Here is a 23064-nt window from a genome sequence, read left to right on the forward strand (position 1 = left end):
ACACGCCACCTTACCCGAAAGCCAGGCATGACAGAATGTCGGCCGATGGCGGCATGGCCCCGGCATTGCAGGATTCGCCAAGACGACCCGGCACGTGGCGGGTTAGGCTCCCGGACAATGCGGACCATTCCGCGGACCATTCCGGCCCAAGAAATGCCATCCCGAGGCTCCACCAAGGCCCTACCCGATTCGAACCGATGTCGCGCCCCTTCCCCGCCTGGCTCCCGGCCATGGCTTTCGTCCTGATCTGGTCCACCGGCTTCATCGTCGGCAAGGCCGTCGTTCCGGTTGCCGACGCCAACCTGTTCCTGCTGGCCCGCTTCACGCTGGCCGCGCTGATGTTTGCCCTGGCGGCGATGGCCAGCGGCGTCACGTGGCCTGCGCTCAAGCAGGTGCCACGCCATCTGCTGGCCGGCGCGCTGATGCAGGGCATCTACCTGTGCGCGGGCTACGGCGCGGTGGCGCATGGACTGTCTCCTTCGATCATGGCGCTGCTTGGCGCCTTGCAGCCGCTGCTGACCGCCCTGCTTGCGATCCCGCTGCTGAAGGAGCAACCTTCGTCCCGTACCTGGCGCGGCCTTGGGCTCGGCGCGTTGGGCGTCGGGCTGGTGGTGCTTCCGGCCATGCAGGCTGGCACGCCGCAGACCGTGTCGCCATGGATCATACTGACGGGCGTGCTCGCCATTCTCTCCATCACGATGGGAACCCTCCTCCAGAAAACCTCGATCGCCCGCGCGGATATCCGCGCTAGCTCGGCCTGGCAGAATGTCGGCGCCATGCTTGTGGCCGGGGTGCTGGTCTGCGCCACGGGCGGGATCGGCGCGTTGCGCTGGGAAACCGGCCCGACGCTGTGGGCATCGCTGGCCTGGGCTGCGTTCGTGCTGTCTGGGATCGGCACCTGGCTGCTGCTCAGCCTGGTGCGCCGTGGTCAGGCCGCCAATGCGGCGGCGCTGATGTTCCTGGCTCCACCACTTGCCGCCGTGCAGGCCGCGCTATTGTTCGGCGATCGGCTCGCCCCGCTCCAGTGGCTCGGCATGGCCGTGGCCGGTATTGGCGTGTGGCTCTGTCAGACGCAGGGCAACCCCCGACATGCCCAAGCTCGTTGAACACGCCTCGCCGTTGGTCGAGCCGCGCCGTTATTCGCCGCGGCCCTTCGGTCATGCGCATGACTACCATCAGTTGCTGTTCGGCGTGGACGGGGCCATCGAACTCCAAATTGACGGCCATGCGTACCGCGTCGATGACCAACACGGCCTGGTTGTGCCTGCGGGCGCCCACCATGTCTGCGCGGGCCTGACCGAAAACCTCCAGCTCGTGGCGGACTTTCCGGCCAGTTCCGTCGCCCTGCCTGCGCGGCTAATGGAGAACCCGCGTGCCTTCGCCATGGATGCCAGCTTCGCTGCCCGCGTCCGCGCGTTGGCGACGCATCGCCCGTCTGGCGACCTGCCACTCCAGCACGCGTGGCATTGCGCAACGGCGCTCGCGGGCAATCTGGCATCGGCGCTGGGTCTCGATGCGGCCCGTAACGATGCCACGCATTTTCCGGCAATGGCCATCGATGCATGGCTGCGCGCCAATCTCGCGTCGCCGTTGCGGGTAGACCAGCTTGCCGCGCGCATGGGCTGGGGCGCGCGTCGGTTCCACACGCTGTTTTGCGAGGCGTTTGGCGATACCCCGCACGGCTATCAGACACGGCTGCGGCTGGACCAGGCCGTGCAATGGTTGATGGCCGGTACGATGCCGCTCGCCGATATCGCCTATGGCGTTGGCTATCCCGATCAGACCACCTTCACACGCGCATTCGCCCGTCGGTTCGGCAAGCCGCCCGGTGCGTGGCGGGCCGCCGCGCTGGCCTGATCTGCAGATTTCTCCCGCCGCGCGTATGATGCGCGCGTGTTCGAGCCAGCGAACCAGCGAACCAAAACGGGGAGACAACCATGAAGACAACGATCACGACGGTCGGGCTCAAGCGCCTCGCCGTTGCCACGCTATTCGCCTGCGGGATAGTCCATGCGCAATCGACGGTGCCGGTGATGCAACCCACCGAAGGCGATTTCGAAGCACGCGACTTCCACTTCCAGAGCGGCCAGACGCTGCCGACCGTCAAGCTTCACTACGCGACACTGGGCACGCCCACTCGCGGCGCCGACGGCAAGGTCAACAACGCCGTGCTTCTGCTCCACGGCACTACCGGCACCGGACGCGCGTACCTGACGCCGCTGATGCAGAAGGAACTGTTCGCGGCGGGACAGCCGCTCGACGCCTCGCGTTACTACATCATCATGCCCGACGGCATCGGCCGTGGCGGATCGAGCAAGCCCAGCGACGCCCTGCGCGCGAACTTTCCGCGCTATGGCTACAACGATGTGGTGGAAGGCCACTACCGCCTGCTGACCGAGGGACTCAAAGTCGATCACCTGCGGTTGATACTGGGCACGTCGATGGGCGGCATGCAGACGTGGGTCTGGGGTGAACGGCATCCGGACATGATGGATGCGCTGATGCCGATCGCCAGCCAGCCCGTGGCGATGTCGGGCCGCAACTGGTTGTGGCGCCGGATGCTGATCGACGCGATCCGGAATGACCCGGACTGGAACGGCGGCAACTACACGCGGCAGCCCACGCACTGGACCCGCACCACGCCGGTATTCGCCCTGATGACGCAAAGCGCGGCCACGTTGCAGAAGGCCGCTCCTACGCGCGACCAGGTCAACCAGTACGTCGACAAGACCGTGGCGGACAGCCGCGGCGTGGACGCCAATGACTACCTGTACTGGTTCGAATCATCATGGGACTACAACCCCGAGCCGGATCTGGGCATGATCCGCGCGCCGCTTTACGCGGTGAACTTCGCCGACGACATGATCAACGCGGTGGACCTCGGCGTCATGCAACGCACCGTGCCGAAGGTACGGCAAGGCAAGTACGTGGAGATGCCGGAGAGCGTGAACACATATGGCCATCAGACGTTGCAACACCCCGAGGTCTGGAAGCCGTATCTCGTTGAACTGCTGAAGTCGCTACCCGCGCAAAAGTAGCGCCACGTTCGCCCGTCCCGCCCGTGCGGCCGAGTGCCGCACTGCAACGTGCGAGGCGTGGCGAGCGCCTGCGCAGCAAGCCCGGCACGCTTTGTCGCGGGGCCGCAATACGGGTATTTCGCTAGGCTTCAACGCTAGATCGCGCCTGCCCCGCTGCCTATACTGACTTCGCACCGTACACAGCATCACGCTGTCTACGAGTGTGCCCGATAACACTAGCGGGCAGGCTCTGGCGGCCCAGGGAGGATGCCACGGATGATCATGTCCATTCGGCCTGCCATTGAAGAGGAAAGTGAAGATGGACATGCCCAGCGAACAGTTCCTTGCAATCCAGGAAACCCGCCGCTTGGGGCTCCGGGCATTGCGCGCGGCGCTGCTCCAGGTTCACAAGGAAGTCATCGGTTATGACCGTGGCCAGTACGAGCGGCTGCACGGTCCGATTCCAGCCGGCCAGTTCGTGCAACTCGTGACCGAGGAGTCCTTCTTCCGCTGGCTCGATCCGCTATCGAGACTGATCATCGAGATCGACGAAGAACTCGATGGTGAAGAACATCACGACGAAACCTGCCGGGCCGTGGCTGCCGCCGCGCAGAAGCTGTTCAGCGAACGTGGCGACGCGGACTTCCGCAAGCGCTATCAGGAAGCGCTGCAGGATGAAGCCGCGGTCACCGTCGCGCACGGCCGGCTGATGTCCGTCATCGGGCAATTGCGCCAGTTGCCCTAAATTGCCCTGGTTGCCCTGGTTGCCTGGCCACTTTCGCTAACGCTCTCCGACGCCCTCCAATCACCCTTTTGCGCCCGGCCCCTTGTGGGCCGGTTCGTGCGGCACAGGATGCACCGCGATCGGATCACTGGCCGGAAATGTCTCGAGCAAGGCCTCGTCGAGTTCCTGCTCGACCTTCTGATCATGCGACTCGCGTGCCTTTCTTGAAGCAGGTGTGAGAGATTTGGTGGAATCCAGTTTGCTCATAGCATCGGCTCCTTGAAAAGTGCTGGTGATGCGTGTCAGCGATGTCCGCCTCCGCGGCCACCACCGCTCCGTCCGCCCCTACCACCGCCCCCCCATCCCGGCATTCCACCTGCGCCCTGGTAGCCGGCGTACCCGCGATACCCAGGATAGCCCGGCGATCCACGGTAGCCGTAGTAGCCACCGCGATACCCATACCAGCCGTGCCCGTAGTATCCACGGTACCCATGCCCATACCATCCGTAGCGGTGGTAGTAAGAGGTGTGACAGCAGCCATACCAGAAGCTGCCGAAGAATACGCCACCAGTGTACGCCGGCCAGTAAGCGGGCCAGTATGGATAACCGCCGCCATACGCGTACGGGTAGCCGTACCAATAGGGATACGCGTAGTCATATTCGTAGCCCGGGTACCCACCGTAGACAGAACCAAGGTCGCCCAGCGGATAGTTGGGGTCATATCCGTACGGACTGTCATAGCCGGGATACGTCGCGCAACCGCCCAGCATCGTTGCCGCGGTCACTGCCGCCAGGACCCACCCGTGGGCGCCCCTCATCACAACCTCCTGTCGATACCCGGTCGGAATTGACTTCCGACAGTCACTTAGACAGTAGCTGCATCGAGAAGTCCAAATTTCGGAATCTTCCGATTCTCGTATGAGAATCGTCTTCTTACACTGCCCCTCGCCCGTGCAATACGGGCGACCCACCCGGTTTCAGGGTCGACCCCTCCCCCTGAGACTCAGGCTTCACGATGCCACGCGGTCCCCGCCCCGTGGCATCTTTTTTTTACAGGCCCTTCTCCACCAGGTCGAGCAGTCGTTGGCCGAGCACTCCCGCCTGCTCCCTTGCCCGGCCGCGCAGCGGCCCGTCGATGAGCAGGATCGCCAGGCCATGTACGGCCGACCACGCAAGGTACTCCGCACCCGGACGTCGTTCGACTGGCAGCAGGCCTGCCTCTACCCAGCGATCCAGTGCGGCGCCAAGCAGTTCGAACGGGTTCAGTCCGCTATTGCCGGCTTTTGCCGGATCGGAATCTTCCTCCACATCGTCGGGAACCGAGAATGCGGTGCGAAACAGCCCTGTCTCACCCAAGGCAAAGCGCAGGTAGCCCGCGCCTACCGCCCGCAGGCTCGCCCGCGCGCGCTCGGCAGGCGCGGCATCAGAAGGAATCGTCGCCAACTCCGCTTCCATCGCCATCGCCAGGCCGGACAGCGCGTGCGCGCGCACTGCCTGCAAAAGATCCTGCCGGTTCGCGAAGTGCCGGTATGCCGCATTCGGCACCACGCCCGCTCGGCGTGTCGCCTCGCGCAGGACAACGGCATCTGGCCCGCCCTGCCGTGCCAGATCGATGCCTGCTTCGAGCAGGGCGCGGCGCAGGTCACCATGGCGATAAGTGGTGCGCGTGGGCGGTGTGGGCGGTGTGGGCGGTGTGGGCGGTGTGGGCGGTGTGGGCGGTGTGGGCGCGGCGGTTCGATTCATGCTAGCTCCCATGCGGACAACGTCCAGGGCAACGAATAACAATAGTAGACAGTGTACACAAACACTTCCAGCGCCGTTCGTCCGCGCGGTTCGCGTATTTCCCGCGTCACTAAAGGATGGGAGCGAAGAGCTTGGCCACGTGCATCGCCACGCGCAGGATCGCGGGCGCGCCAAGGAAGTCCTCGCGGTCGATCTGACGGGCCTGCGCGAAATCGGCTTCCAGCATCTCGGCCACGCTGGCCGCGAATGCCGGGTGAGCCGTCATGACCATCATCTCGAAGTTGAGCCGGAACGAGCGATTGTCCAGATTCGCGGTGCCGACAGCCGCCGCGTCGTCGTCGACCAGGATGACCTTCTGGTGCAGGAAGCCCGGCTGGTAGCGGAACACCTTCACGCCGGCGCAGACGGCCTGGTGGGCATAGATCGTCGACGCCCCATAGACCACGTAATGGTCCGGCCGGGCCGGTATCAGGATGCGCACGTCCACACCACGCAGCACTGCCAGCCGTAGCATCGCGGAAACGGCTTCGTCGGGCACGAAGTATGGCGACGTAATCCAGATCCGCTTGCGCGCGGCCTGGATCGCCTCGACGAAGAACAGCGAGCATGTCTCCTGCGCGTCCGCCGGCCCGGATGGCACGATCTGGCACACCATGTCGCCGAAACGCCTCGGCGGTGGCAGCAACAGGTAGGGCACCTCGTGCGCGGCCCAGTACCAGTCCTCGGCGAACGTCATCTGCAGCTCGAGCACCACCGCGCCGCGAATCTCGATATGGGTATCCCGCCAGGGCGCGAGTGGTGGCCGGCGACCGAGGTACTCGTTGCCGACGTTATGACCCCCGACAAAGGCGCGCTCGCCATCGACGATGACCAGCTTGCGGTGATTGCGGAAGTTGAGCTGGAAGCGATTGACAAAGCCGGGATGCGTGGCGAATGAGCGCACGTGGACGCCGGCTTCCTCCAGCGCACGCAGGTAGGCCCGGCCTAGCGCGTGACAGCCGATGCTGTCGTATAGGAAATAGACCCTGACCCCCGCCTTGGCACGCGCGCACAGGCGGCGTTGCAGTTCGAGTCCAAGCTCATCATCATGAACGATGAAGAACTGGACCACCACGACCTGCGTGGCGGCATCGATCGCGGCGAAGATCGCCTGGAAGGTCGCCTCGCCGTTGACCAGCAGCCGCACGTCGTTATTACCCAGGCATGGCATGCCAGTCAGACGCGGCAATGCGCGCATGCATTCCTGGTCGGGGTTCATCACCAGGCAGGCGCTGAGCGAATCCAGCTCCTGGGTACTCATGTTCTGGCGGATCTCGCGCAGACGGTGATTGTTGAAGCGCCGCGCATTGACGTATCCCGCGAAGCGGCTTCGTCCAAAGATCAGATAGGGGATCAGCGAGAAGTACGGCATCATGACCAGCGATCCAGCCCAGGCTATGGCCCCGGGCGCAGTGCGTACGGTCATGACGGCGTGCAGCGCCGCAATCACGCCCAGCACGTGAAGAGACACGACGATCGCTGCAATCACACTAGGGGTCAACATAGGCAGCCGGGGCCGGACGGGATGGACGCTATTCTGGCACAGCACATCACTTCCAACATCCCCAAGCCTCGCACCCGAATCCATGCTGCTTAATTTTTAGGCAGTCCGATGCGCTCCCATGACCCGGCGCGACTGGCGGAGGCGCCGACGCAGTTATCCACACAATCTGTGGATAAGCGACACCACGCACGCGTCGCCGGCCGGACGCCCGATTTCGTTTCATTCCGACGTCAACGCCATCCATTTAAGGAAACACCGATTGTTCGCCCTGCCAACGCTGGCTACGCTGCAACGCGTTTACTTCGCTTTCCAGAGAATGTCGCATGAATGCCCGAACGAACATCGCGCTGCTTGCAAACAGCTCGTCACCCCTGCATCCGCTGCAGGAACTCCTTGCCGTCGCCGGCTACCAATGCAACGTCTTTCACGCCGGGCGTGACCTGATTCAAGGGCTCGGCCATGACACCTACGAGATGCTCCTGATCGACCGTGAGCTGGCCGACATCTCCGCCATCGACGTGATTCGCACCGTCCGGGCGGTGCGCAACCGCGACGTGCCAATCGTGATCTTTGCCAGCGAGAACAATGACGACGACCTCGTCGAGGCCCTTGATGCCGGCGCCGACGACTACGTGCTTCGCCCGCTGGCCGCGCGCGTGCTGCTGGCCCGCATCGCCGCATTGCGCCGGCGCATGAGCGGCACGCGCTTGCGCGGAGCCATGCCGTTGCGCGCCGGGCCATACGAGCTGAGCAACCCCGGTCGCTACGCCACGCTCAATGGCGGCCGGATTCCGATGACGCCCAAGGAGTTCGACCTGGCCATGCTGATGTTCGCCAACGCGGGCCGCATTCTGGCCAGCCGCCGCATCGAGCACACAATCTGGGGACATGACTTGCCGCCCTACTCCCGCGCGCTGGCCGGACTGGTATCGCGAATGCGTCGTACCCTGAACCTGTGCGCGGAGAACGGCGTCACGGTCAGCGTCGTCTATGCCCAGGGGTATCGGCTGGACATCCTCGATCAAGCTGCGCGCCACGAATTGTCCGCTGCCGCTCGCGCGGCCTCCGCGTCATCGACCCCTGCGCGGATGTTCAAATTGCTTTCGTAAGACCGCCTGAAAATCCAGATCTAGATATCGAGCGCGCCGCGCGCAGCCAGTTCGGCGATATCGATCCGCGCAACGCCTGATGGCGCGCGCTTGGCGCTGCGCTTGGCCACCGCCGAGGCCGCGCCGATATGCTGACTGCATAGCCGCAGCGTCGCCATTGCTTCCGCACCGACACTGACCACGCCGGCGGCCATCGTTACCGGCACGCAAAACGCCGGATTGCCGAACCGGTCCTCGCCGTGAATACCGCCAGCAGCACGATCCGTCGACGAGTACGACATCAGTGCCGCATCGTTGAAGCGTGCGATGGCGTCCCGGATACGCACCTCCCAATCGTCCCCCTGGTACAACACCAGGAAGTCGTCGCCGCCGACATGTCCAAGGAAGTCGCGCGCGGGGTCACAAGCCTGCGCCAGAATCGCGGCCGCGCCCTTCAGCATTTCGTCGCCCTTCCAGTAGCCGTAGCGATCGTTGAATGGCTTGAACTGGTTGAGGTCGACGTAGCACGCATGGAACGCGCTGCCAGCTGCGATGAGTCGGTCGACGTGCTGGTTCAGCAGGATGTTTCCGGGCAGGAACGTCAGCGGATTCGCATAACGTGCCGCCTCCATGCGTACCTCGGTGGTGGCGCGTAGCAAATCGGCCACGGTGCCAAGACCCACGTATCTGCCTTGATCAGTGATCACGAAACCATCGGCCAGCACATGCGATTGCTCGCCCGCGAAGAGTTCGGCCATATCCTCCAGACTGGTGCGGCGGTCGAAGCAAACTGGCGCCGGATTGGCGATCGTGATGCAGGCCTTCCTGCCATAGAGTTCCCGATGAAATGGCGTGGCGTAGCGGTCGATCAGGATTTGCCGGTTCATCATCGCCACCGGCCGCATGGCCTCGTCCACCACCGCCATGGCGTGCAGATCGGGCTGGCTGTGAAACCGCGCCAGGACGTCGTTATTGGAGGTAGCCGGATGAATCGTGGGCGCGGGGCGCAGGAGTTGCCCGGCTGTCATGCCCGACCACCCCGAGCGCAAGGCTTGGGGAAACACCGCGATCTGACGCGAGGCCAGCACAGCCCGCACCTCCAGCGACGCTTGCCGTTCAGGCTGCGCCACTGGCCTCCCCAAAAAGTAGCCCTGGCCCGCGAAAACACCAAGATCCCGCACCATGGCCAGTTCCTCGGCCCGCTCGATGCCTTCTGCGATCACGTGCCCACCGAATGCTCCCATCATGCGTAGCATCCCGCGCAGTATCTCCAGCCGGCGCGAGCACGTGCCTATCCCGCGCACGAGCGACTTGTCCAGCTTGATGAACTGCGGCGACAGATCGGCCAGCATGTCGAGATTGGCATGTCCCGAGCCGAAATCGTCCAGAGCGTAATGCACGCCTAGCTCGCCGAGCAACGCCATGGCCTCGCCAAAGGTCTGGGCATTGCCGATGGCAGTCTGCTCCGTGATCTCGATGACGACCCGGGATGGTGCGATAGCCGCCGCTCCGCCGACAATGCCATCGGCCCCCAGCAACGCGGCCATGGCGTGTCCACGCCCGACCAGAAGATGGCGCAGCGTCAATGGACTGAAGTTCAGGAACAGCTTGCCGGGCAGGTTCAGCGACGACCACGCATCGAGCGCGGTACGGGCTGCCGCCACTTCAAGCGCCACGGTTGTCCCATTTGCCTGCGCGCGTCGGAACAAGGCGTCAGGCATCTCGTGCAACGATGCGGCCGGGCCGCGAATCAACGCCTCATGACCAAGAATGTCCCCATTGCCCAGCGACACGATAGGCTGGAATACCGCCTGCAGCGAAGGCAGGCACACAGCCTCTCGGGCCGTGGCCAACGAGGAGGCGACGGTCAGCATGACATGCGGATAAGGGTTGAATGGCAGGTTATCGGCCGGGAGGCCGTGATGCCACGAGGCGGCTTTCGGCGCGAACGATAAATGGAGCGTCCGCCATTTCATGACAGCAATGTGTCGCCAGTATGACGACGCCACCCATTCAGGGGGTGTCACGTTATCGTCACATTCATGCACGACGATCGCGCTGCACCGCAGCACGACCGACGCCCCGCACTCTCCAGGGAATGACCGAGAGGCCGGCATGCCGCAGCGCATCGGGTCATGGAATGACGGGGTCGCGGCCCCGAAGGAGTGTTTCTCGTGTTGCAAGCCATCAAGCTGGGTCTGCCTGGACTGGGAGGCAAATCCCTGTGGCAAGGACTGGCGCGCCTGCCGCTGGTCATGCGGCTGTCAGCGGCATTCGTGCTGATCTACGCCTTCGGCGCGGCCGTCGGACTCACCGGCATCATCAATCTGGTTCATTTGAAGCAGGATACGGACACGCTCTACCAGCGCGACATGCGCGGCGCGATCTCCGCCGAGCGTGCTCAGGCGGCGCTGGCCACGCTGGGCCGCGCCCAGCTGTCGCTGACGTTGGCCACCAGCACCGCGGAGCGCGACACCGCCGCGTCGGAGATCGCCCAGGCGCTGCGTCGGCTCGACCAGGCCGTTGACGGCGTCCGCTCGGCCGCCCCGCAGCAAGCCGACGCGCTGCAGAAAGAGCGCGCGACTGCCGGCGAACTGATGAACAACTTCGTGGCCCTGATCGGCAAGCAGCCGCTCGACGCCCTGCAATTCGATTCATCGGTCTCGGTCGACGGACACTTCGTCGGCGAACAACTGCAGAAGCTCGCCGGCCTGATCGAACAGACACGGTCCACGCTGGATCAACAAGCTGCGGACACGGTTGCCGGCGTGGCCGCCGCGCAAGTCACCGCCCAGACCGTGATGGCGGTACTGCTCGTCGCCAGTTTCATTGCCGCCGCCGCGCTGGCCTGGATCGCTGCACGTAGCCTGACACGCGAACTCGGAGGCGAACCGCGCGACGCCGCGGCCGTTGCGAATCGCATCGCCAATGGCGACCTGACCGCCCGGATCGCCGTGGGCGCGCATGATCAAGGCAGCCTGCTCTACTTCCTGGCCGGCATGCGCGATCAATTGGCCGGCGTGCTCGCGCGCATTCAGCAATGCGCGCATGAAATCTCCAGTGCCAGCGACGGTATCGCAAACGGCAACCGCGAACTGGCTGCACGCACGGGCACGCAGGCTTCAGCGCTTGCCGAGGCGGCAGGGAACGTGGCGCGCCTGACCGAACTGGTCCAGCAGGCGCACGCACAGGCCCGACAGTCGAGCGACATGGCCAGCCGCGCGCGCGAAGCCACCACTACAGGCATGGCGTCGGTGCGCGACATGAGCGGCGCCATGGCGAACGTTCACGCGCAGTCGCGCAACATCTCGGAAATCGTCACGGTGATCGAAGGGATTGCCTTCCAGACCAATATCCTGGCGCTGAATGCAGCGGTGGAAGCTGCTCGCGCGGGCGCTGCGGGACGTGGTTTCGCCGTTGTCGCGCAGGAAGTCCGCGCATTGGCCCAGCGTAGCGCCACGGCTGCGCGCGAAATCGGCGGCATTGTCGGCGACGCGGCGAAAGAGATCGCACGCGGTGCGGACCTCAGCACGCGCGTGGTGGGCGCCATGGAAGGCATCGATGTCGCGGTCAATCACAGCCACACCCTTGCCGAAGAACTGCGCCTGCTGGCCGACGAACAGGCGGCCGGCATCGGGCACGTCGCCGATGCGCTGACACGGCTCGAGCAGACCAGCGCCCAGAACGGCACGCTCGTGGAGGCGGTGTCTGGCCAGGCGGCGCAACTCGACCAACAGGCCGCAGCGCTGGAGGCAGACGTCGCGCGCTTCCGCTTCTGAGGTTTCGCACCGCCGCAATACCTTGCCCTGAGGGTGCAGAACGCCGGGGCAAGGCTTCAGTTTTCGCATTTGTCGTCCGTAAATGGCAACACGCCTATTGACCGACGCATAACGCCCCGCGAGCATGACCCACAGGCCGAAGGCATTGCGTCATTGGCCAAGGAAATGCCTCCGCGGAGACAAGCGAATGCTACGCAAAGCCGTACAGGACGACAGCAGCTTTCTGGAAGACTTCGAGAACGCCGGGCGCGATTGGGCGCCCCGGCTCAAGCCTTGCGGCACCTGCCACGCCTGCGAGCAGCCGGTCAGGCGAGCCGAACTGTTTTGCGGCATCACGTGCCAGTACTCGTTTGAGCATTTCGAAATGCAATTGCTGCGCAAGCGCTGAACACCCTTCCCCTCGTTTGTAATGCATCAAATGTTTCACATCCGCGAACATTTCCTTTCAAATTCCTGTCAACCGACCCGCCAAACCACTCGTTGAGGCGTGCATCGGGTCTGTATCCGCGCGTCGACATTGTCGAGACAATGCGGACTGCAGCCGGGCAGTGTGTCTGCACGAAACAACTGATATCAAGCGCTAACCGGCATTTACGAGTTGTGTGGCCAAGTTACACGGCTGTTGCACTTGAGCACAATTTGTGTAGCCCATCGCACCCTAAAGCCAGATACGCTTGATTCAACTTAACCGCTTAACTGCGACTGACAAACACAGGAATCCCATGTCTGAACGCCTCATCATGCTGGACGTCCCCGGCGTCCTGTATTCGGACCGCTCCGCTACCCGCCTGGGCGGCACGCCAAACACGGGAACCCTGCGAGACGTCAGGTACTTCGACCCCATCGCCCTCGGCTACCTGCGCCGCCTGTTCGGCATTGCCGGCGCCCGCGTCGTGGTCTCGGACGCCTGGCGCCGTGGCACCCCGGCCGCCATCTTCCAGCAGCTGGATCTGCAGGTCGAAGGCATGACGCCGCCGGTGGCAGGCGGACACGGCGCGGAGATCGACGCCTGGTTCGCGCAACACCCGGCGCCGGGCGCATGGGTCATCATCTCGACCGCTGCCCCGGAGTCCCTGACCGACGAGCAGCGCGCACACCTGGTACAGGTGAATCCGGCCGAAGGTCTGACCGTCGACATCTTCCGCAAGGCGCTCGACATCCTCGGTGTGGCCTGCCCTTCCACCATCACGCCGGATTCGCGCGTCGACCCGGATCTCAAGGCCAAGCTGCGCCATCTGCAGCAACTGGCACGCGAGGCACCGGAGCGCTTCATGCCGGCGCCCGCCGCAGCCGAGGCCCGCGAGCGCGCCATGGCCATCGCGGTGGCCAGCCTGACTGGCAAGCAGCTCGAATCGGGTGCCATTCACGCTTGATTCAGGGCTGATTCAGCACTGACGCTCAATCGGTCCCGCAGCAAGAGACAAAGGGCCGCAAGCAATTGCGGCCCTTTTTTCATTGGCTTTCAGCCTCGCGCGCCATCAGCGCCATCAGCGCCATCAGCGCAATCTCGGCGCAACCTCAACGCGCAATCAGCTTCACGCCCGGGAAATCCACTGGCACGTTGAACACCACGTTGACGTAGTTCGTGAACAGGTTCAACGCGACGTGTGCCAGGATCTCGACAATCTCTTCGTCGCCGAAACCGACCTGGCGTAGCGATGCCACTTCGGTCTCGCTAATCTGCCCGCGCGCTTCCACGACCTTCACCGCGAACGCCAGCGCGGCGGCCGTCTTGGGTTCGTCCGACAGACCTGCCTGGGCTGCGGCCATCTCCTCGGCCGATGCGCCCGCCTTGCGGCCCAGCGCGGTATGCGCGGCCAGACAGTATTCACAGCGATTGCGGTCGGCAACGGCTACGGCGATCTTCTCGCCCAGTTGCGCTGAGATCGTGCCACCACCGAGCGCGCCGAAGCTGCCCCACATCGACTGCAGCGCGGCCGGCGAGTTGGCCACGGCGCGGAACATATTGGGTACGACGCCGAACGCGGTCTGGATCTGTTCGATGGCAGTCACGCTTGCGGCCGGAGCAGTGCGTTGGTCTACGAGGGGAACACGTGCGGTCATGATGAAGCTCCTTTCTGGATGATAAGTGGAGTGGTACTGGGAACCGGACGGGCCGTGCCGTCCATGGGCTCCACTATGCCGCCGGGCGCAACACGATCGGATACCATACGTCCACGAAACATACCAATTCATCCATCAAGATGTCCCACCCGATCGAATCCACTCCTGACCGCCTCTCCGGCTTGCTGGAGCGCTTCCGCGTTCGCGCCCACCTGTTCCATACCGGGGCGCTCTGCGGGATCAGCCGGTTCGATGTGAAGGAACGCGGATTCCTGCACGTGCTGCGCGAAGGCCATCTGACGCTCTCGCACTCGGCCCGTGGCCTGCCTCGGCGCATGGAAATCCGCGAACCGTCCCTGCTGTTCTATCCGCGGCACGTCGTCCACACCTTCCACAATCCGCCGATCGAAGGCTCGCAGTTCACCTGCGCCACGCTCGAGTTCGCCGGAGGTGCAATGAACCCGGTTGCGAGGGCCCTGCCCCCGCTGATCGTGTTGCCGCTGGCGCGGGTCGAGGGGCTGGATGCCGCGCTATCGCTGCTGTTCGCCGAGACCGGGCGTGTCCGCTGCGGCCAGCGGCTGCTGGCAGACCGCTTGTTCGAGGTCGTGCTGATCCAGCTACTGCGCTGGATGCTCGATCATCCGGCCGATGCAGGCATCCAGGCGGGCCTGATTACCGGGCTTTCCGATCCGCGACTGGCCCGCGCACTGGTGGCGATGCACGAAGCCCCTGGCGAGACCTGGAACCTGGACCGCATGGCGTCCTGCGCCGGCATGTCGCGCAGCGCATTCGCCTCCGCCTTCCGCGAAATCGTGGGACAAACGCCAGCCGACTACCTGGCCGGCTGGCGTATCAGCCTTGCACAGGCCCGGCTGCGTGATGGCGTACCGATCAAGCTGCTGGCCAACGAACTTGGGTATGCCAACCCCTCTGCGCTGTCGCGTGTTTTCGCGGCCAAAGTTGGCAAATCGCCACGGGAATGGCTGCAGACGCAAGCCTCCGAGCACTAGATTCAGCCGTTGAATTCTGCAATGCAGAATTATGATTCCGCGCTGCGGTTGACAATTGCCGAGTATCGGTGGGACGATTCGACTCATCGAATACCGGTGAGTCATCAACACCGGACGCCTTACCCGGAGACATCATGCGTAGTACCGCAGTACCCGCGAACCGTTCTGGTCTCGCGTCCTTCCCCCTTTTCGCAAGACCACGCCTGCTCGCAGGCACCACCATCCAGGCGAAGCTGCACGTGCAACTTGCCACGGGCAAAGAGTGAGCACGCCATGGAAGATGTGATCGAAATGGCGGAGATCGCCGCCGCACCCAAGGAAAGCAAACGCAAGGAAGACCGCCATTTCGTGACCGCGCTGGCGCGTGGTCTGGATGTGCTGGCGTGCTTTCGTGCATTCGACAGCGAACTTGGCAATGCCGAACTCGCCAAGCGCTGTGGCCTGCCGAAATCGACGATTTCGCGCCTGACCCACACGCTGACCGAACTTGGCTACCTCCAGGCCCTGACGGACCCCGTTCGTTACCGCCTGGGCAGTTCCGCACTGGCGCTGGCGCCCGCCGCGCAGCAGGGTGCAGAGGTCCTGGCGGTGGCGCGGCCCTACATGCAGGAATTGGCGGATTTGTCGCAAGGCGTCGCCTCACTGATCGTGCGCGACCGCGGACGTATGCTGGTATTCGAGAACTGCCAGTCCGAGACCTACCTGACTCTGCGCGTCGCCGTGGGAAGCCGCGTATCGGGGCTCAATACGGCAGCAGGCCGTGCCTACCTGGTGGCATTGCCGCCAGCCGAGCAGCGTCAGGCGCTAACGGCATTCCGCACGGACGAGAAGGTCGCCCCTGCCGAAGCAGAAGCCATCCTCGCGAACAGCCGTGACGAGCAACGCCGGCTTGGCTGCACCACGTCGTTTGGTGAATGGCTGCCCGACATCAATTCGATCGCCCACGCGTTCCGGCCGGGTCCCTCATTGCCCCCGATGACGCTGAGCTGCAGCGGTCCCAATGCGATCGTGCCGCCAGCCCATCTGCTGGAGAAAGTGCGTCCGCTGCTGCGTGACCATATCCGCAAGATCGAAGCCGCGTTCGGTGTCACACGGTAACGGAGCGCAACACTGACGGGATGGGAAACGGTTGCGGGCACGCCGCACCGGAATGCCGTACGATGCGGGTTTCCCGCTATCAACCGGACCCGGTTCCATGCCCCATCTCGTCATCGAACTCACGGAAAACACCCGCCTGACCTGCTCTCAAGAAGAGCTGCTCGACGAGGCGAACGCCGCGCTGCTGTCCAGCGGCCAATTCCAGGAACCCGATATCAAGTCGCGCTGCGTGACGCTCTCCACCTATCGCCAGGGAACGGAGAACGTGGACCGCGCGTTCGTCCACGCCACGCTGCAGATCCTGGACGGCCGTGAGCAGGCTGTGCGCAAGGAACTCGGCCAGCTGGTGTGCAATGCGATCTCGGAGATGGTCCGCCCCGGCGCGTCGGCGCAAAGCGTTCAGGTGTCTGTGAACGTCGTGGAAATGGAGCGCGCGACGTACTCCAAGCAGATCATTGGCGGCTAAGCCTGGCGATCTTCCGCCTCTCCCCCACCTGCGGGAGAGAGGCGACACCCCTCAACAAACCACCACTCAGGTCACCGGCGCCGGATTGAACAGCGCCAGCGCGTTATGCAGCTTGTGGTGCTCGGCCCAGGTCTGCTTGCGGCCGCTGGCCACGTCGATCATCAGGTGGAACAACTCCCAGCCCACATCCTCGATCGTGGCTTCGCCCGTGGCGATGCGGCCTGCGTTCACGTCCATCAGGTCGTGCCAGCGGCGCGCCAGATCGCTGCGCGTTGCGACCTTGATCACGGGCACCTCGGCCAGACCATACGGCGTGCCGCGCCCCGTCGTGAAGATGTGCAGGTTCATGCCGGCAGCCAGTTGCAGCGTGCCACAGATGAAATCGCTGGCCGGGGTCGCCGCGTAGATCAAGCCCTTCTGCTTGACCTTCTCGCCCGGTGACACCACGCCCGAGATCGGCGCGCTGCCCGACTTGACGATCGAACCCATGGCCTTTTCCACGATATTCGACAGGCCACCCTTCTTGTTGCCTGGCGTCGTGTTGGCGCTGCGATCGACGCGACCACGGTCCAGATAGCGGTCGTACCAGTCCATTTCCCGAATCATCGCTTCGGCCACCTCGGGGGTAGCGGCGCGGGCGGTGAGCTGGTCAATACCGTCGCGGACCTCGGTCACTTCCGAGAACATCACGGTCGCGCCGGCGCGCACGAGCAGGTCTGTGGCAAAGCCGACAGCCGGATTGGCCGTCACGCCGGAGAACGCATCGCTACCGCCGCACTGCACGCCCACCACCAGTTCCGATACGGGCACCGTCTCGCGCTTGCGGGCATTGAGGGTCTGCAGATGGGTCTCGGCCATCGCCATGATCGAGTCGATCATCGACGCGAAACCCACGTGCTTGTCGTCCTGCAAGCAAACCACGCCCACCTGCACCTCGCCGGCGCCGGTCTGGATCGGGATTGTGCCCGGCGGCATCAGGCGTTCCGGCTGCAGCTTCTCGCACCCCAGGCTCACCATCATGGCGGTGCCGCCGAAGTTCGGATTCAGCGCGATATTGCGCAGCGTGCGGATTGGCACGATCGCGTCGGGCGCATCGATCGCCACGCCGCAGCCATAGGTATGCTCGAGGCCGATCACGTCGTCGACGTTCGGATAGCGCGGCAGCAGCTCGGTCTTGATCCGGTGCACCGCGTGCTCCACTACGCCGGACACGCACTGCACCGTGGTCGTGATCGCCAGAATGTTGCGCGTGCCGACCGATCCGTCCGGATTGCGGAAACCCTCGAACGTATAGCCTTCCAGCGGCGGCAGCGGCTCGGGCACACGTGTGCCGATCGGCAGATCGGTCAGTCCCGGCGCGGTTGGCATTTCAATCACGCGCTCGTTGACCCACGCGCCGCGCGGCAGGTCCTGCAAGGCGTAGCCGATGGTCACGTTGTAGCGCGTAACCGCGTCACCTTTCTTTAGATCCACCAGCGCCACTTTGTGGCCCTGCGGCACGCGCTCCACGAGCGTCAGACCGCACGGGAATACTGAGCCGGCTGGCAGCCCGCCGTCGTTGGCGACGATGGCCACGTTGTCATTGGCGTGAATGCGGATGTAGAGCGGCGCGCGTTCGGCGGCCTGGCCCTGCGCGTTTTGTACCGACAAGTCCGACATGTTGGGGATTCCTTCCTTATTGGGGGTGCTTCAGCTCGACGCGGCGAATGTCCTTGACGATCACCAGATAGCTCAGCACGGTGACCAGGGCATTGATACCCACGAACACCAGCGCGCCGTTGAACGAGCCTGTCGCGCTCAGGATATAGCCGATCACGATCGGCGTCACAATGCCGGCGATATTGCCGAACGTGTTGAAGATGCTGCCCGCCAGGCCGATCACTTCCTTGGGCGCAGTGTCAGCCACCACGGCCCAGCCCAGCGCGCCGATGCCCTTGCCGAAGAACGCGAGCGCCATGATGCCCACCACCAGCCATTCGGCATCCACGTAGTTGCAGGCGATCATGGACACCGACAGCAACATGCCCGCCACGATCGGCACCTTGCGGGCGATGGTCAGTGAGTAGCCGCGGCGCAGCAAGTGGTCGGAGATCACGCCGCCCAGCACGCCGCCGAGAAAACCGCAGATGGCCGGCAGGGACGCGACGAAACCCGCCTTCAGGATCGACATGCCGCGCGCTTGCACCAGGTACACCGGAAACCACGTGAGGAAGAAGTACGTCAGCACGTTGATGCAGTACTGGCCCAGATAGACCCCGGCCAGCATCCGGTTCGACAGCAACTGCCGGGCATAGAACCAGCCAGCGGGATTAGCGCCCTGCTTTGACTTGCCTGCCCCTTCATTCATGTGAATCAGGCCACCGCCCTGCTCGATGTGCTCAAGTTCCGCGCGATTCACAGCCGGATGCGTGACCGGGCTGCGCATGACCTTGAGCCAGAGCATCGCCAGCAGCATGCCCATGATGCCCATCCACAGGTAGACGTGATGCCAGCCCATGCTGTGAACGATCCATGCCATCAGCGGCGTGAACACCACGGCGGCGAAGTACTGCGCGGCGTTGAAGATGGCCGACGCGGTGCCGCGCTCGGCGGTCGGGAACCAGCTTGCCACCACCTTTGCATTGGCCGGGAATGCCGGGGACTCGGCCAGGCCCACGGCGAAACGCAGCATGAAGAGCGCCGTCATCGTTGCTCCCATCGAGGCGAAGATGCCGACCCACCCCTGCAGCAGCGTGAAGAATGACCAGAGGAAGATGCTCACGGCATAGATGCGCCGGGCGCCAAAGCGATCGAGTAGCCAGCCGCCAGGAATCTGCGCCATCACGTACGACCAACTGAAGGCCGAGAAGATATAGCCCATCTGGACGGCCGAGAAACCGAATTCCTCGCGCATCGCGGGCCCGGTAATCGACAGCGTGGCACGATCCGCGTAGTTGACCGTGGTCACGATGAAAATCAGCGCGAGAATCCAGTAACGGACATTGGTGCGCCGCGCGGTGGATGCGGCTGCAGCGCCTGTGGTGGGGGTGGCATTCATGAGAGGTCTCCTCACAGCCCTGGTTCCTGGATGCGGGAGTGCTTCTGGACCGGCTTGAGATATGTCGTCATACGACTTGAATTATAAGAACGAGGCTCGAATGAATGCAGTGCGCGTTTACCCCTACTCCGCGCATTCTCCGACTCCGTAGTCCGACACATATCACCCTCTTTCAGCCTGCTTATGGGCTCTCAGGGCAATTTTCTCTTCAGGCCGTCACTTTCCATTTGAGCGCAGGCGTGCTTCCGAAGCAGTCAAACCCGGGGTTTTCCCTCAGACTTCCCTGTCGATGCTTGCGCGCTTTTCGCTATGGTTGTACGATGACTTATCTCGAAGCCATCGACCAGATGGAACGAGGCCATAACCCACCTTGTTCCCCACCAACCGCCATCTGCCATGTGGCGATCAGGAAGCGTGACATGACTACACCGCAAGAACTCAAGCAGATCATCTCGGAAGGCCTGCTCTCTTTCCCTATCACCGATTTCGACGCGCAAGGCAACTTCCGCCCCGATACCTATATCGAGCGCCTGGAATGGCTGGCGCCCTACGGTGCGTCGGCGCTGTTTGCCGCCGGCGGCACGGGTGAGTTCTTCTCGCTGACGCAGCAGGACTATTCGAACGTGATTCGCACCGCGGTGGAGACCTGCCGGGGCAAGGTACCCATTCTTGCCGGCGCCGGTGGCGCGACTCGCGTGGCGATCGAATACGCGAAGGAAGCCGAGCGCCTGGGCGCCCACGGCGTGCTGCTGATGCCGCACTACCTGACCGAAGCCAGCGAAGAAGGCATCGCCAACCACATCGAAGAGGTTTGCAAGGCGCTGAAAATCGGCGTGATCGTCTACAACCGCGCGAACTCCCGTATCGGCGCCGACCTGCTGGAACGCGTGGTCGACCGCTGCCCCAACCTGATCGGCTTCAAGGACGGCGTGGGCGAGATCGAGGCGATGGTGCGCGTTCGCCGCAAGCTTGGTGACCGGCTCGCATACCTGGGCGGCCTGCCTACCGCCGAAGTCTATGCCGCCGCCTACAAGGCGCTGGGCGTGCCCGTCTACTCGTCGGCCGTGTTCAACTTCATCCCGAAGACCGCGATGGAGTTTTACCGCGCGATTGCCGCTGACGACCACGCCACGGTGGGTCGCCTGATCGACGATTTCTTCCTGCCGTACCTGGACATCCGCAACCGCAAACAAGGCTACGCGGTGTCGATCGTCAAGGCTGGCGCCAAGCTGGTTGGCCACGATGCCGGTCCGGTGCGCGCGCCGCTGACCGATCTGACCGAAGACGAAATGGCACGGCTGGATGCGCTGATCCGCAAGCTCGGACCGCAGTAAGTTTCTCAGGTCGTCACTTTGAGAGTTTGGACAGAGCCGATTCGTCGGCTCTTTTTTTTGCGCGTCGCCAAATTAAAAAAAAAACGCCAACCCGCGAAGGGTTGGCGTTCTGCCTGAAGCTTGCTTAGGAGTACGACCCAGATCAGAACTGGTTCATCGTGTTGTCCTTGCCAGCCGCCTTCAGGGCAGCTTCGCCGCTGAAGTATTCCTTGTGGTCGTCACCGATGTCCGAGCCGGACATGTTCTGGTGCTTGACGCAGGCGATGCCCTGACGGATTTCCTTGCGCTGCACGCCGGCCACGTAGCCCAGCATGCCCTGGTCGCCGAAGTATTCCTTGGCCAGGTTGTCGGTCGACAGCGCGGCGGTGTGGTACGTCGGCAGCGTGATCAGGTGGTGGAAGATACCGGCTTCACGCGATGCATCGGCCTGGAACGTGCGGATCTTCTCGTCAGCGATCTTGGCGAGTTCGCTGTCGTCGTATTCCACGCTCATCAGCTGGGTGCGCTCGTATGCCGACACGTCCTTGCCCGCGGCCTTCATCGCGTCGTAGGCCTGCTGGCGGAAGTTCAGGGTCCAGTTGAACGACGGGCTGTTGTTGTACACCAGCTTGGCGTTCGGGATGACCTTGCGGATTTCGCTGACCATGCCACCGATCTGGGCGATATGCGGCTTTTCGGTTTCGATCCACAGCAGGTCGGCGCCGTTTTGCAGCGCGGTGACGCAATCCAGGACGCAACGTGCTTCGCCCGTGCCGGCACGGAACTGGAACAGGTTGCTCGGCAGACGCTTCGGACGCAGCAGCTTGCCGTCGCGCTTGATGATGACATCACCGTTGCCCAGTTGGTCAGCCGACAGTTCCTCGCAATCCAGGAACGAGTTGTACTGGTCGCCCAGGTCGCCCGGGGTGGCGGTCACGGCGATCTGCTTGGTCAGGCCTGCGCCCAGCGAATCGGTACGGGCCACAATGACGCCGTCGTCCACGCCCAGTTCGAGGAAGGCGTAGCGGATCGCGCGGATCTTGGCCAGGAAGTCCTCGTGCGGCACGGTGACCTTGCCATCCTGGTGGCCGCACTGCTTCTCGTCGGACACCTGGTTCTCGATCTGGATGCAGCATGCACCGGCTTCGATGAACTGCTTGGCCAGCAGGTACGTCGCCTCGGCATTGCCGAAACCAGCGTCGATGTCGGCGATGATGGGCACCACGTGGGTGACGTGGTTGTCGATCTTTTCCTGGATGGCGGCTTTGGCGGCACCGGTGGCGGCATCCAGTTCGCGGAACAGGCCGCCCAGTTCCCGTGCGTCAGCCTGGCGCAGGAACGTGTACAGCTCGCGGATCAGCGCGCTGACCGAGGTCTTTTCGTGCATCGACTGGTCCGGCAGCGGGCCGAACTCGGAGCGCAGCGCAGCGACCATCCAGCCCGACAGGTAGAGGTAGCGACGCTCGGTGCTCTTGAAGTGCTTCTTGATGGAAATCATCTTCTGCTGGCCGATGAAACCGTGCCAGCAACCGAGCGACTGGGTGTACTTGGAAGGATTCGCATCATAGGCGGCCATGTCGGCGCGCATGATCTTGGCGGTGTACTTGGCGATGTCCAGACCCGTCTTGAACTTGTTCTGGGCACGCATGCGAGCGGCATACTCGGGGTTGATGGCATTCCACGCGCTGCCGTGTTGCTCTTTCAAACCAGCAACTGCCTTGATGTCGTCTTGATACTGAGCCATACGAGTTTCCTAAGAGTGAAGCGTGTTTGAAGAAGTGTTTGCCTGTGCCGCTACGGGTGTCGAAGCAAGCAGCGTGGAAATAATTGTAGGGGGTTTTTGATGCATCGCGGCAAGGTCTTATATAAGACATAAGAGTTAATTTATCCTTATTTTTCAAAGAGATAAGCTCTATTTTTTGCGATGTGGAACGAGTTTTCGGAGAACGAAAAGAACCCGGCGGTGAAATTTTCCGGCGATTTCGCAATATGAAATGTGCTTTCAGTTCCCGGGGAAGGGGTCGCCGCAGATGGCTGGCGCACTGATATAGATACATCTGGGTCCTTCAGGCGCAGTTGAAGGACGGTGTCATGCGCCAGCGGAGATGTCTATGCTCCGTGCGAGAATCCTTGTGCTTGCCGATCAGAGCCACATGACGCGGCACTTCTCGAAGACATTCGG

21 protein-coding genes are annotated in these 23064 nt (G+C 63.4%); 12 read left to right on the plus strand and 9 right to left on the minus strand.

The genetic code is table 11. The annotated features are described in order from the left end of the window. The first annotated feature begins 197 nt into the window (after nt 1-197). The 4 genes from RMET_RS24255 to RMET_RS24270 all read left to right on the plus strand — a co-directional run bounded on the left by RMET_RS24255 (nt 198) and on the right by RMET_RS24270 (nt 3762). Nucleotides 198-1106: a DMT family transporter gene (locus tag RMET_RS24255; RefSeq protein WP_011519152.1), complete on the plus strand. Its 909-nt coding sequence runs from the start codon at nt 198-200 to the stop codon at nt 1104-1106. Beyond that, nucleotides 1090-1857 (plus strand): helix-turn-helix transcriptional regulator, encoded by a 768-nt coding sequence (locus RMET_RS24260; RefSeq protein ID WP_011519153.1) that lies wholly within the window; start codon nt 1090-1092, stop codon nt 1855-1857. The genes RMET_RS24255 and RMET_RS24260 overlap by 17 nt, the downstream gene beginning before the upstream one ends. 80 nt (nt 1858-1937) lie before the next feature. Continuing rightward, nucleotides 1938-3038, plus strand: a complete 1101-nt coding sequence (locus tag RMET_RS24265; RefSeq protein ID WP_011519154.1) for an alpha/beta fold hydrolase — start codon at nt 1938-1940, stop codon at nt 3036-3038. A 298-nt stretch (nt 3039-3336) separates the two neighbouring features. Continuing rightward, complete coding sequence (locus RMET_RS24270; RefSeq protein ID WP_011519155.1) at nt 3337-3762, plus strand: hypothetical protein; 426 nt, start codon at nt 3337-3339, stop codon at nt 3760-3762. Nucleotides 3763-3822: 60 nt separating this feature from the next. Here RMET_RS24270 and RMET_RS24275 read toward each other — a convergent pair whose 3' ends face one another. The 4 genes from RMET_RS24275 to cls all read right to left on the minus strand — a co-directional run bounded on the left by RMET_RS24275 (nt 3823) and on the right by cls (nt 7027). After that, the gene (locus tag RMET_RS24275) at nt 3823-4008 is read right to left on the minus strand and encodes a hypothetical protein (RefSeq protein WP_011519156.1); all 186 of its coding nucleotides are present in this window, start codon (nt 4006-4008) and stop codon (nt 3823-3825) included. Between the two features lie 35 nt (nt 4009-4043). Continuing rightward, nucleotides 4044-4559 (minus strand): hypothetical protein, encoded by a 516-nt coding sequence (locus tag RMET_RS32810; protein WP_011519157.1) that lies wholly within the window; start codon nt 4557-4559, stop codon nt 4044-4046. 232 nt (nt 4560-4791) lie between these two features. Beyond that, entirely contained in the window at nt 4792-5484 is a 693-nt protein-coding gene (locus RMET_RS24280; protein ID WP_011519158.1) for a TetR/AcrR family transcriptional regulator, read from the minus strand. A gap of 109 nt (nt 5485-5593) precedes the next feature. After that, on the minus strand, nt 5594-7027 hold the full coding sequence (gene cls / locus RMET_RS24285; RefSeq protein WP_029309908.1) for a cardiolipin synthase: 1434 nt from the start codon (nt 7025-7027) through the stop codon (nt 5594-5596). Nucleotides 7028-7350: 323 nt separating this feature from the next. On the opposite strand from cls, the gene RMET_RS24290 reads away from it, so the two are divergent. Then, entirely contained in the window at nt 7351-8136 is a 786-nt protein-coding gene (locus RMET_RS24290; RefSeq protein WP_011519160.1) for a response regulator transcription factor, read from the plus strand. A gap of 20 nt (nt 8137-8156) precedes the next feature. On the opposite strand, the gene RMET_RS24295 is transcribed toward RMET_RS24290, so the two are convergent. Beyond that, on the minus strand, nt 8157-9989 hold the full coding sequence (locus tag RMET_RS24295) for a phosphodiesterase (protein WP_049799847.1): 1833 nt from the start codon (nt 9987-9989) through the stop codon (nt 8157-8159). Between the two features lie 300 nt (nt 9990-10289). Between RMET_RS24295 and RMET_RS24300 the strand changes: the two genes are divergently transcribed. From RMET_RS24300 to RMET_RS24310, 3 genes are all read left to right on the plus strand, one after another. Next, nucleotides 10290-11894 carry a methyl-accepting chemotaxis protein gene (locus tag RMET_RS24300; RefSeq protein WP_011519162.1) on the plus strand — a complete coding sequence of 535 codons (1605 nt, stop codon included), beginning with the start codon at nt 10290-10292 and terminating at the stop codon, nt 11892-11894. Nucleotides 11895-12081: 187 nt separating this feature from the next. Beyond that, nucleotides 12082-12282 (plus strand): hypothetical protein, encoded by a 201-nt coding sequence (locus RMET_RS24305; protein ID WP_008651314.1) that lies wholly within the window; start codon nt 12082-12084, stop codon nt 12280-12282. A 334-nt stretch (nt 12283-12616) separates the two neighbouring features. Next, entirely contained in the window at nt 12617-13267 is a 651-nt protein-coding gene (locus RMET_RS24310; RefSeq protein WP_011519165.1) for an HAD domain-containing protein, read from the plus strand. 145 nt (nt 13268-13412) lie between these two features. On the opposite strand, the gene RMET_RS24315 is transcribed toward RMET_RS24310, so the two are convergent. After that, a complete protein-coding gene (locus RMET_RS24315; protein WP_029309906.1) occupies nt 13413-13958 on the minus strand; it encodes a carboxymuconolactone decarboxylase family protein in 546 nt (181 codons plus the stop codon). Between the two features lie 140 nt (nt 13959-14098). Here RMET_RS24315 and RMET_RS24320 point away from each other — a divergent pair, with 140 nt between their 5' ends. From RMET_RS24320 to RMET_RS24330, 3 genes are all read left to right on the plus strand, one after another. Continuing rightward, nucleotides 14099-14968, plus strand: coding sequence for an AraC family transcriptional regulator (locus RMET_RS24320; protein WP_011519167.1), 870 nt, complete (start codon nt 14099-14101; stop codon nt 14966-14968). A 273-nt stretch (nt 14969-15241) separates the two neighbouring features. After that, the gene (locus RMET_RS24325) at nt 15242-16066 is read left to right on the plus strand and encodes an IclR family transcriptional regulator (protein ID WP_011519168.1); all 825 of its coding nucleotides are present in this window, start codon (nt 15242-15244) and stop codon (nt 16064-16066) included. Nucleotides 16067-16163: 97 nt separating this feature from the next. Beyond that, complete coding sequence (locus tag RMET_RS24330) at nt 16164-16532, plus strand: 5-carboxymethyl-2-hydroxymuconate Delta-isomerase (protein WP_029309905.1); 369 nt, start codon at nt 16164-16166, stop codon at nt 16530-16532. Between the two features lie 66 nt (nt 16533-16598). Here the strand turns inward: RMET_RS24330 and garD are convergent, their stop codons facing one another. Together garD and RMET_RS24340 are read right to left on the minus strand one after the other, a co-directional pair. After that, the gene (gene garD / locus RMET_RS24335; protein ID WP_008651306.1) at nt 16599-18191 is read right to left on the minus strand and encodes a galactarate dehydratase; all 1593 of its coding nucleotides are present in this window, start codon (nt 18189-18191) and stop codon (nt 16599-16601) included. A gap of 16 nt (nt 18192-18207) precedes the next feature. Next, on the minus strand, nt 18208-19569 hold the full coding sequence (locus RMET_RS24340) for an MFS transporter (RefSeq protein ID WP_008651304.1): 1362 nt from the start codon (nt 19567-19569) through the stop codon (nt 18208-18210). Between the two features lie 419 nt (nt 19570-19988). Between RMET_RS24340 and kdgD the strand changes: the two genes are divergently transcribed. Next, a complete protein-coding gene (kdgD, locus tag RMET_RS24345) occupies nt 19989-20903 on the plus strand; it encodes a 5-dehydro-4-deoxyglucarate dehydratase (protein WP_011519170.1) in 915 nt (304 codons plus the stop codon). 142 nt (nt 20904-21045) lie between these two features. On the opposite strand, the gene RMET_RS24350 is transcribed toward kdgD, so the two are convergent. Then, nucleotides 21046-22626 (minus strand): isocitrate lyase, encoded by a 1581-nt coding sequence (locus tag RMET_RS24350; protein WP_011519171.1) that lies wholly within the window; start codon nt 22624-22626, stop codon nt 21046-21048. Nucleotides 22627-23064 lie beyond the last annotated feature (438 nt).

It is taken from the genome of Cupriavidus metallidurans CH34 (assembly GCF_000196015.1).
Lineage (GTDB): Bacteria > Pseudomonadota > Gammaproteobacteria > Burkholderiales > Burkholderiaceae > Cupriavidus > Cupriavidus metallidurans.

Bases quoted from the DNA above. Each gene is read 5' to 3' on its own strand.
- RMET_RS24330 (WP_029309905.1), top strand. From the start codon at position 16,164: ATGCCCCATCTCGTCATCGAACTCACGGAAAACACCCGCCTGACCTGC.
- RMET_RS24290 (WP_011519160.1), top strand. From the start codon at position 7,351: ATGAATGCCCGAACGAACATCGCGCTGCTTGCAAACAGCTCGTCACCC.
- RMET_RS24275 (WP_011519156.1), bottom strand. From the start codon at position 4,008: ATGAGCAAACTGGATTCCACCAAATCTCTCACACCTGCTTCAAGAAAG.
- RMET_RS24270 (WP_011519155.1), top strand. From the start codon at position 3,337: ATGGACATGCCCAGCGAACAGTTCCTTGCAATCCAGGAAACCCGCCGC.
- RMET_RS24320 (WP_011519167.1), top strand. From the start codon at position 14,099: ATGTCCCACCCGATCGAATCCACTCCTGACCGCCTCTCCGGCTTGCTG.
- garD (WP_008651306.1), bottom strand. From the start codon at position 18,191: ATGTCGGACTTGTCGGTACAAAACGCGCAGGGCCAGGCCGCCGAACGC.
- RMET_RS24260 (WP_011519153.1), top strand. From the start codon at position 1,090: ATGCCCAAGCTCGTTGAACACGCCTCGCCGTTGGTCGAGCCGCGCCGT.
- RMET_RS24315 (WP_029309906.1), bottom strand. From the start codon at position 13,958: ATGACCGCACGTGTTCCCCTCGTAGACCAACGCACTGCTCCGGCCGCA.
- RMET_RS24265 (WP_011519154.1), top strand. From the start codon at position 1,938: ATGAAGACAACGATCACGACGGTCGGGCTCAAGCGCCTCGCCGTTGCC.
- RMET_RS24295 (WP_049799847.1), bottom strand. From the start codon at position 9,989: ATGCTGACCGTCGCCTCCTCGTTGGCCACGGCCCGAGAGGCTGTGTGC.
- RMET_RS32810 (WP_011519157.1), bottom strand. From the start codon at position 4,559: ATGAGGGGCGCCCACGGGTGGGTCCTGGCGGCAGTGACCGCGGCAACG.
- RMET_RS24325 (WP_011519168.1), top strand. From the start codon at position 15,242: ATGGAAGATGTGATCGAAATGGCGGAGATCGCCGCCGCACCCAAGGAA.
- kdgD (WP_011519170.1), top strand. From the start codon at position 19,989: ATGACTACACCGCAAGAACTCAAGCAGATCATCTCGGAAGGCCTGCTC.
- RMET_RS24305 (WP_008651314.1), top strand. From the start codon at position 12,082: ATGCTACGCAAAGCCGTACAGGACGACAGCAGCTTTCTGGAAGACTTC.
- RMET_RS24340 (WP_008651304.1), bottom strand. From the start codon at position 19,569: ATGAATGCCACCCCCACCACAGGCGCTGCAGCCGCATCCACCGCGCGG.
- RMET_RS24350 (WP_011519171.1), bottom strand. From the start codon at position 22,626: ATGGCTCAGTATCAAGACGACATCAAGGCAGTTGCTGGTTTGAAAGAG.
- RMET_RS24310 (WP_011519165.1), top strand. From the start codon at position 12,617: ATGTCTGAACGCCTCATCATGCTGGACGTCCCCGGCGTCCTGTATTCG.
- RMET_RS24255 (WP_011519152.1), top strand. From the start codon at position 198: ATGTCGCGCCCCTTCCCCGCCTGGCTCCCGGCCATGGCTTTCGTCCTG.
- RMET_RS24280 (WP_011519158.1), bottom strand. From the start codon at position 5,484: ATGAATCGAACCGCCGCGCCCACACCGCCCACACCGCCCACACCGCCC.
- cls (WP_029309908.1), bottom strand. From the start codon at position 7,027: ATGTTGACCCCTAGTGTGATTGCAGCGATCGTCGTGTCTCTTCACGTG.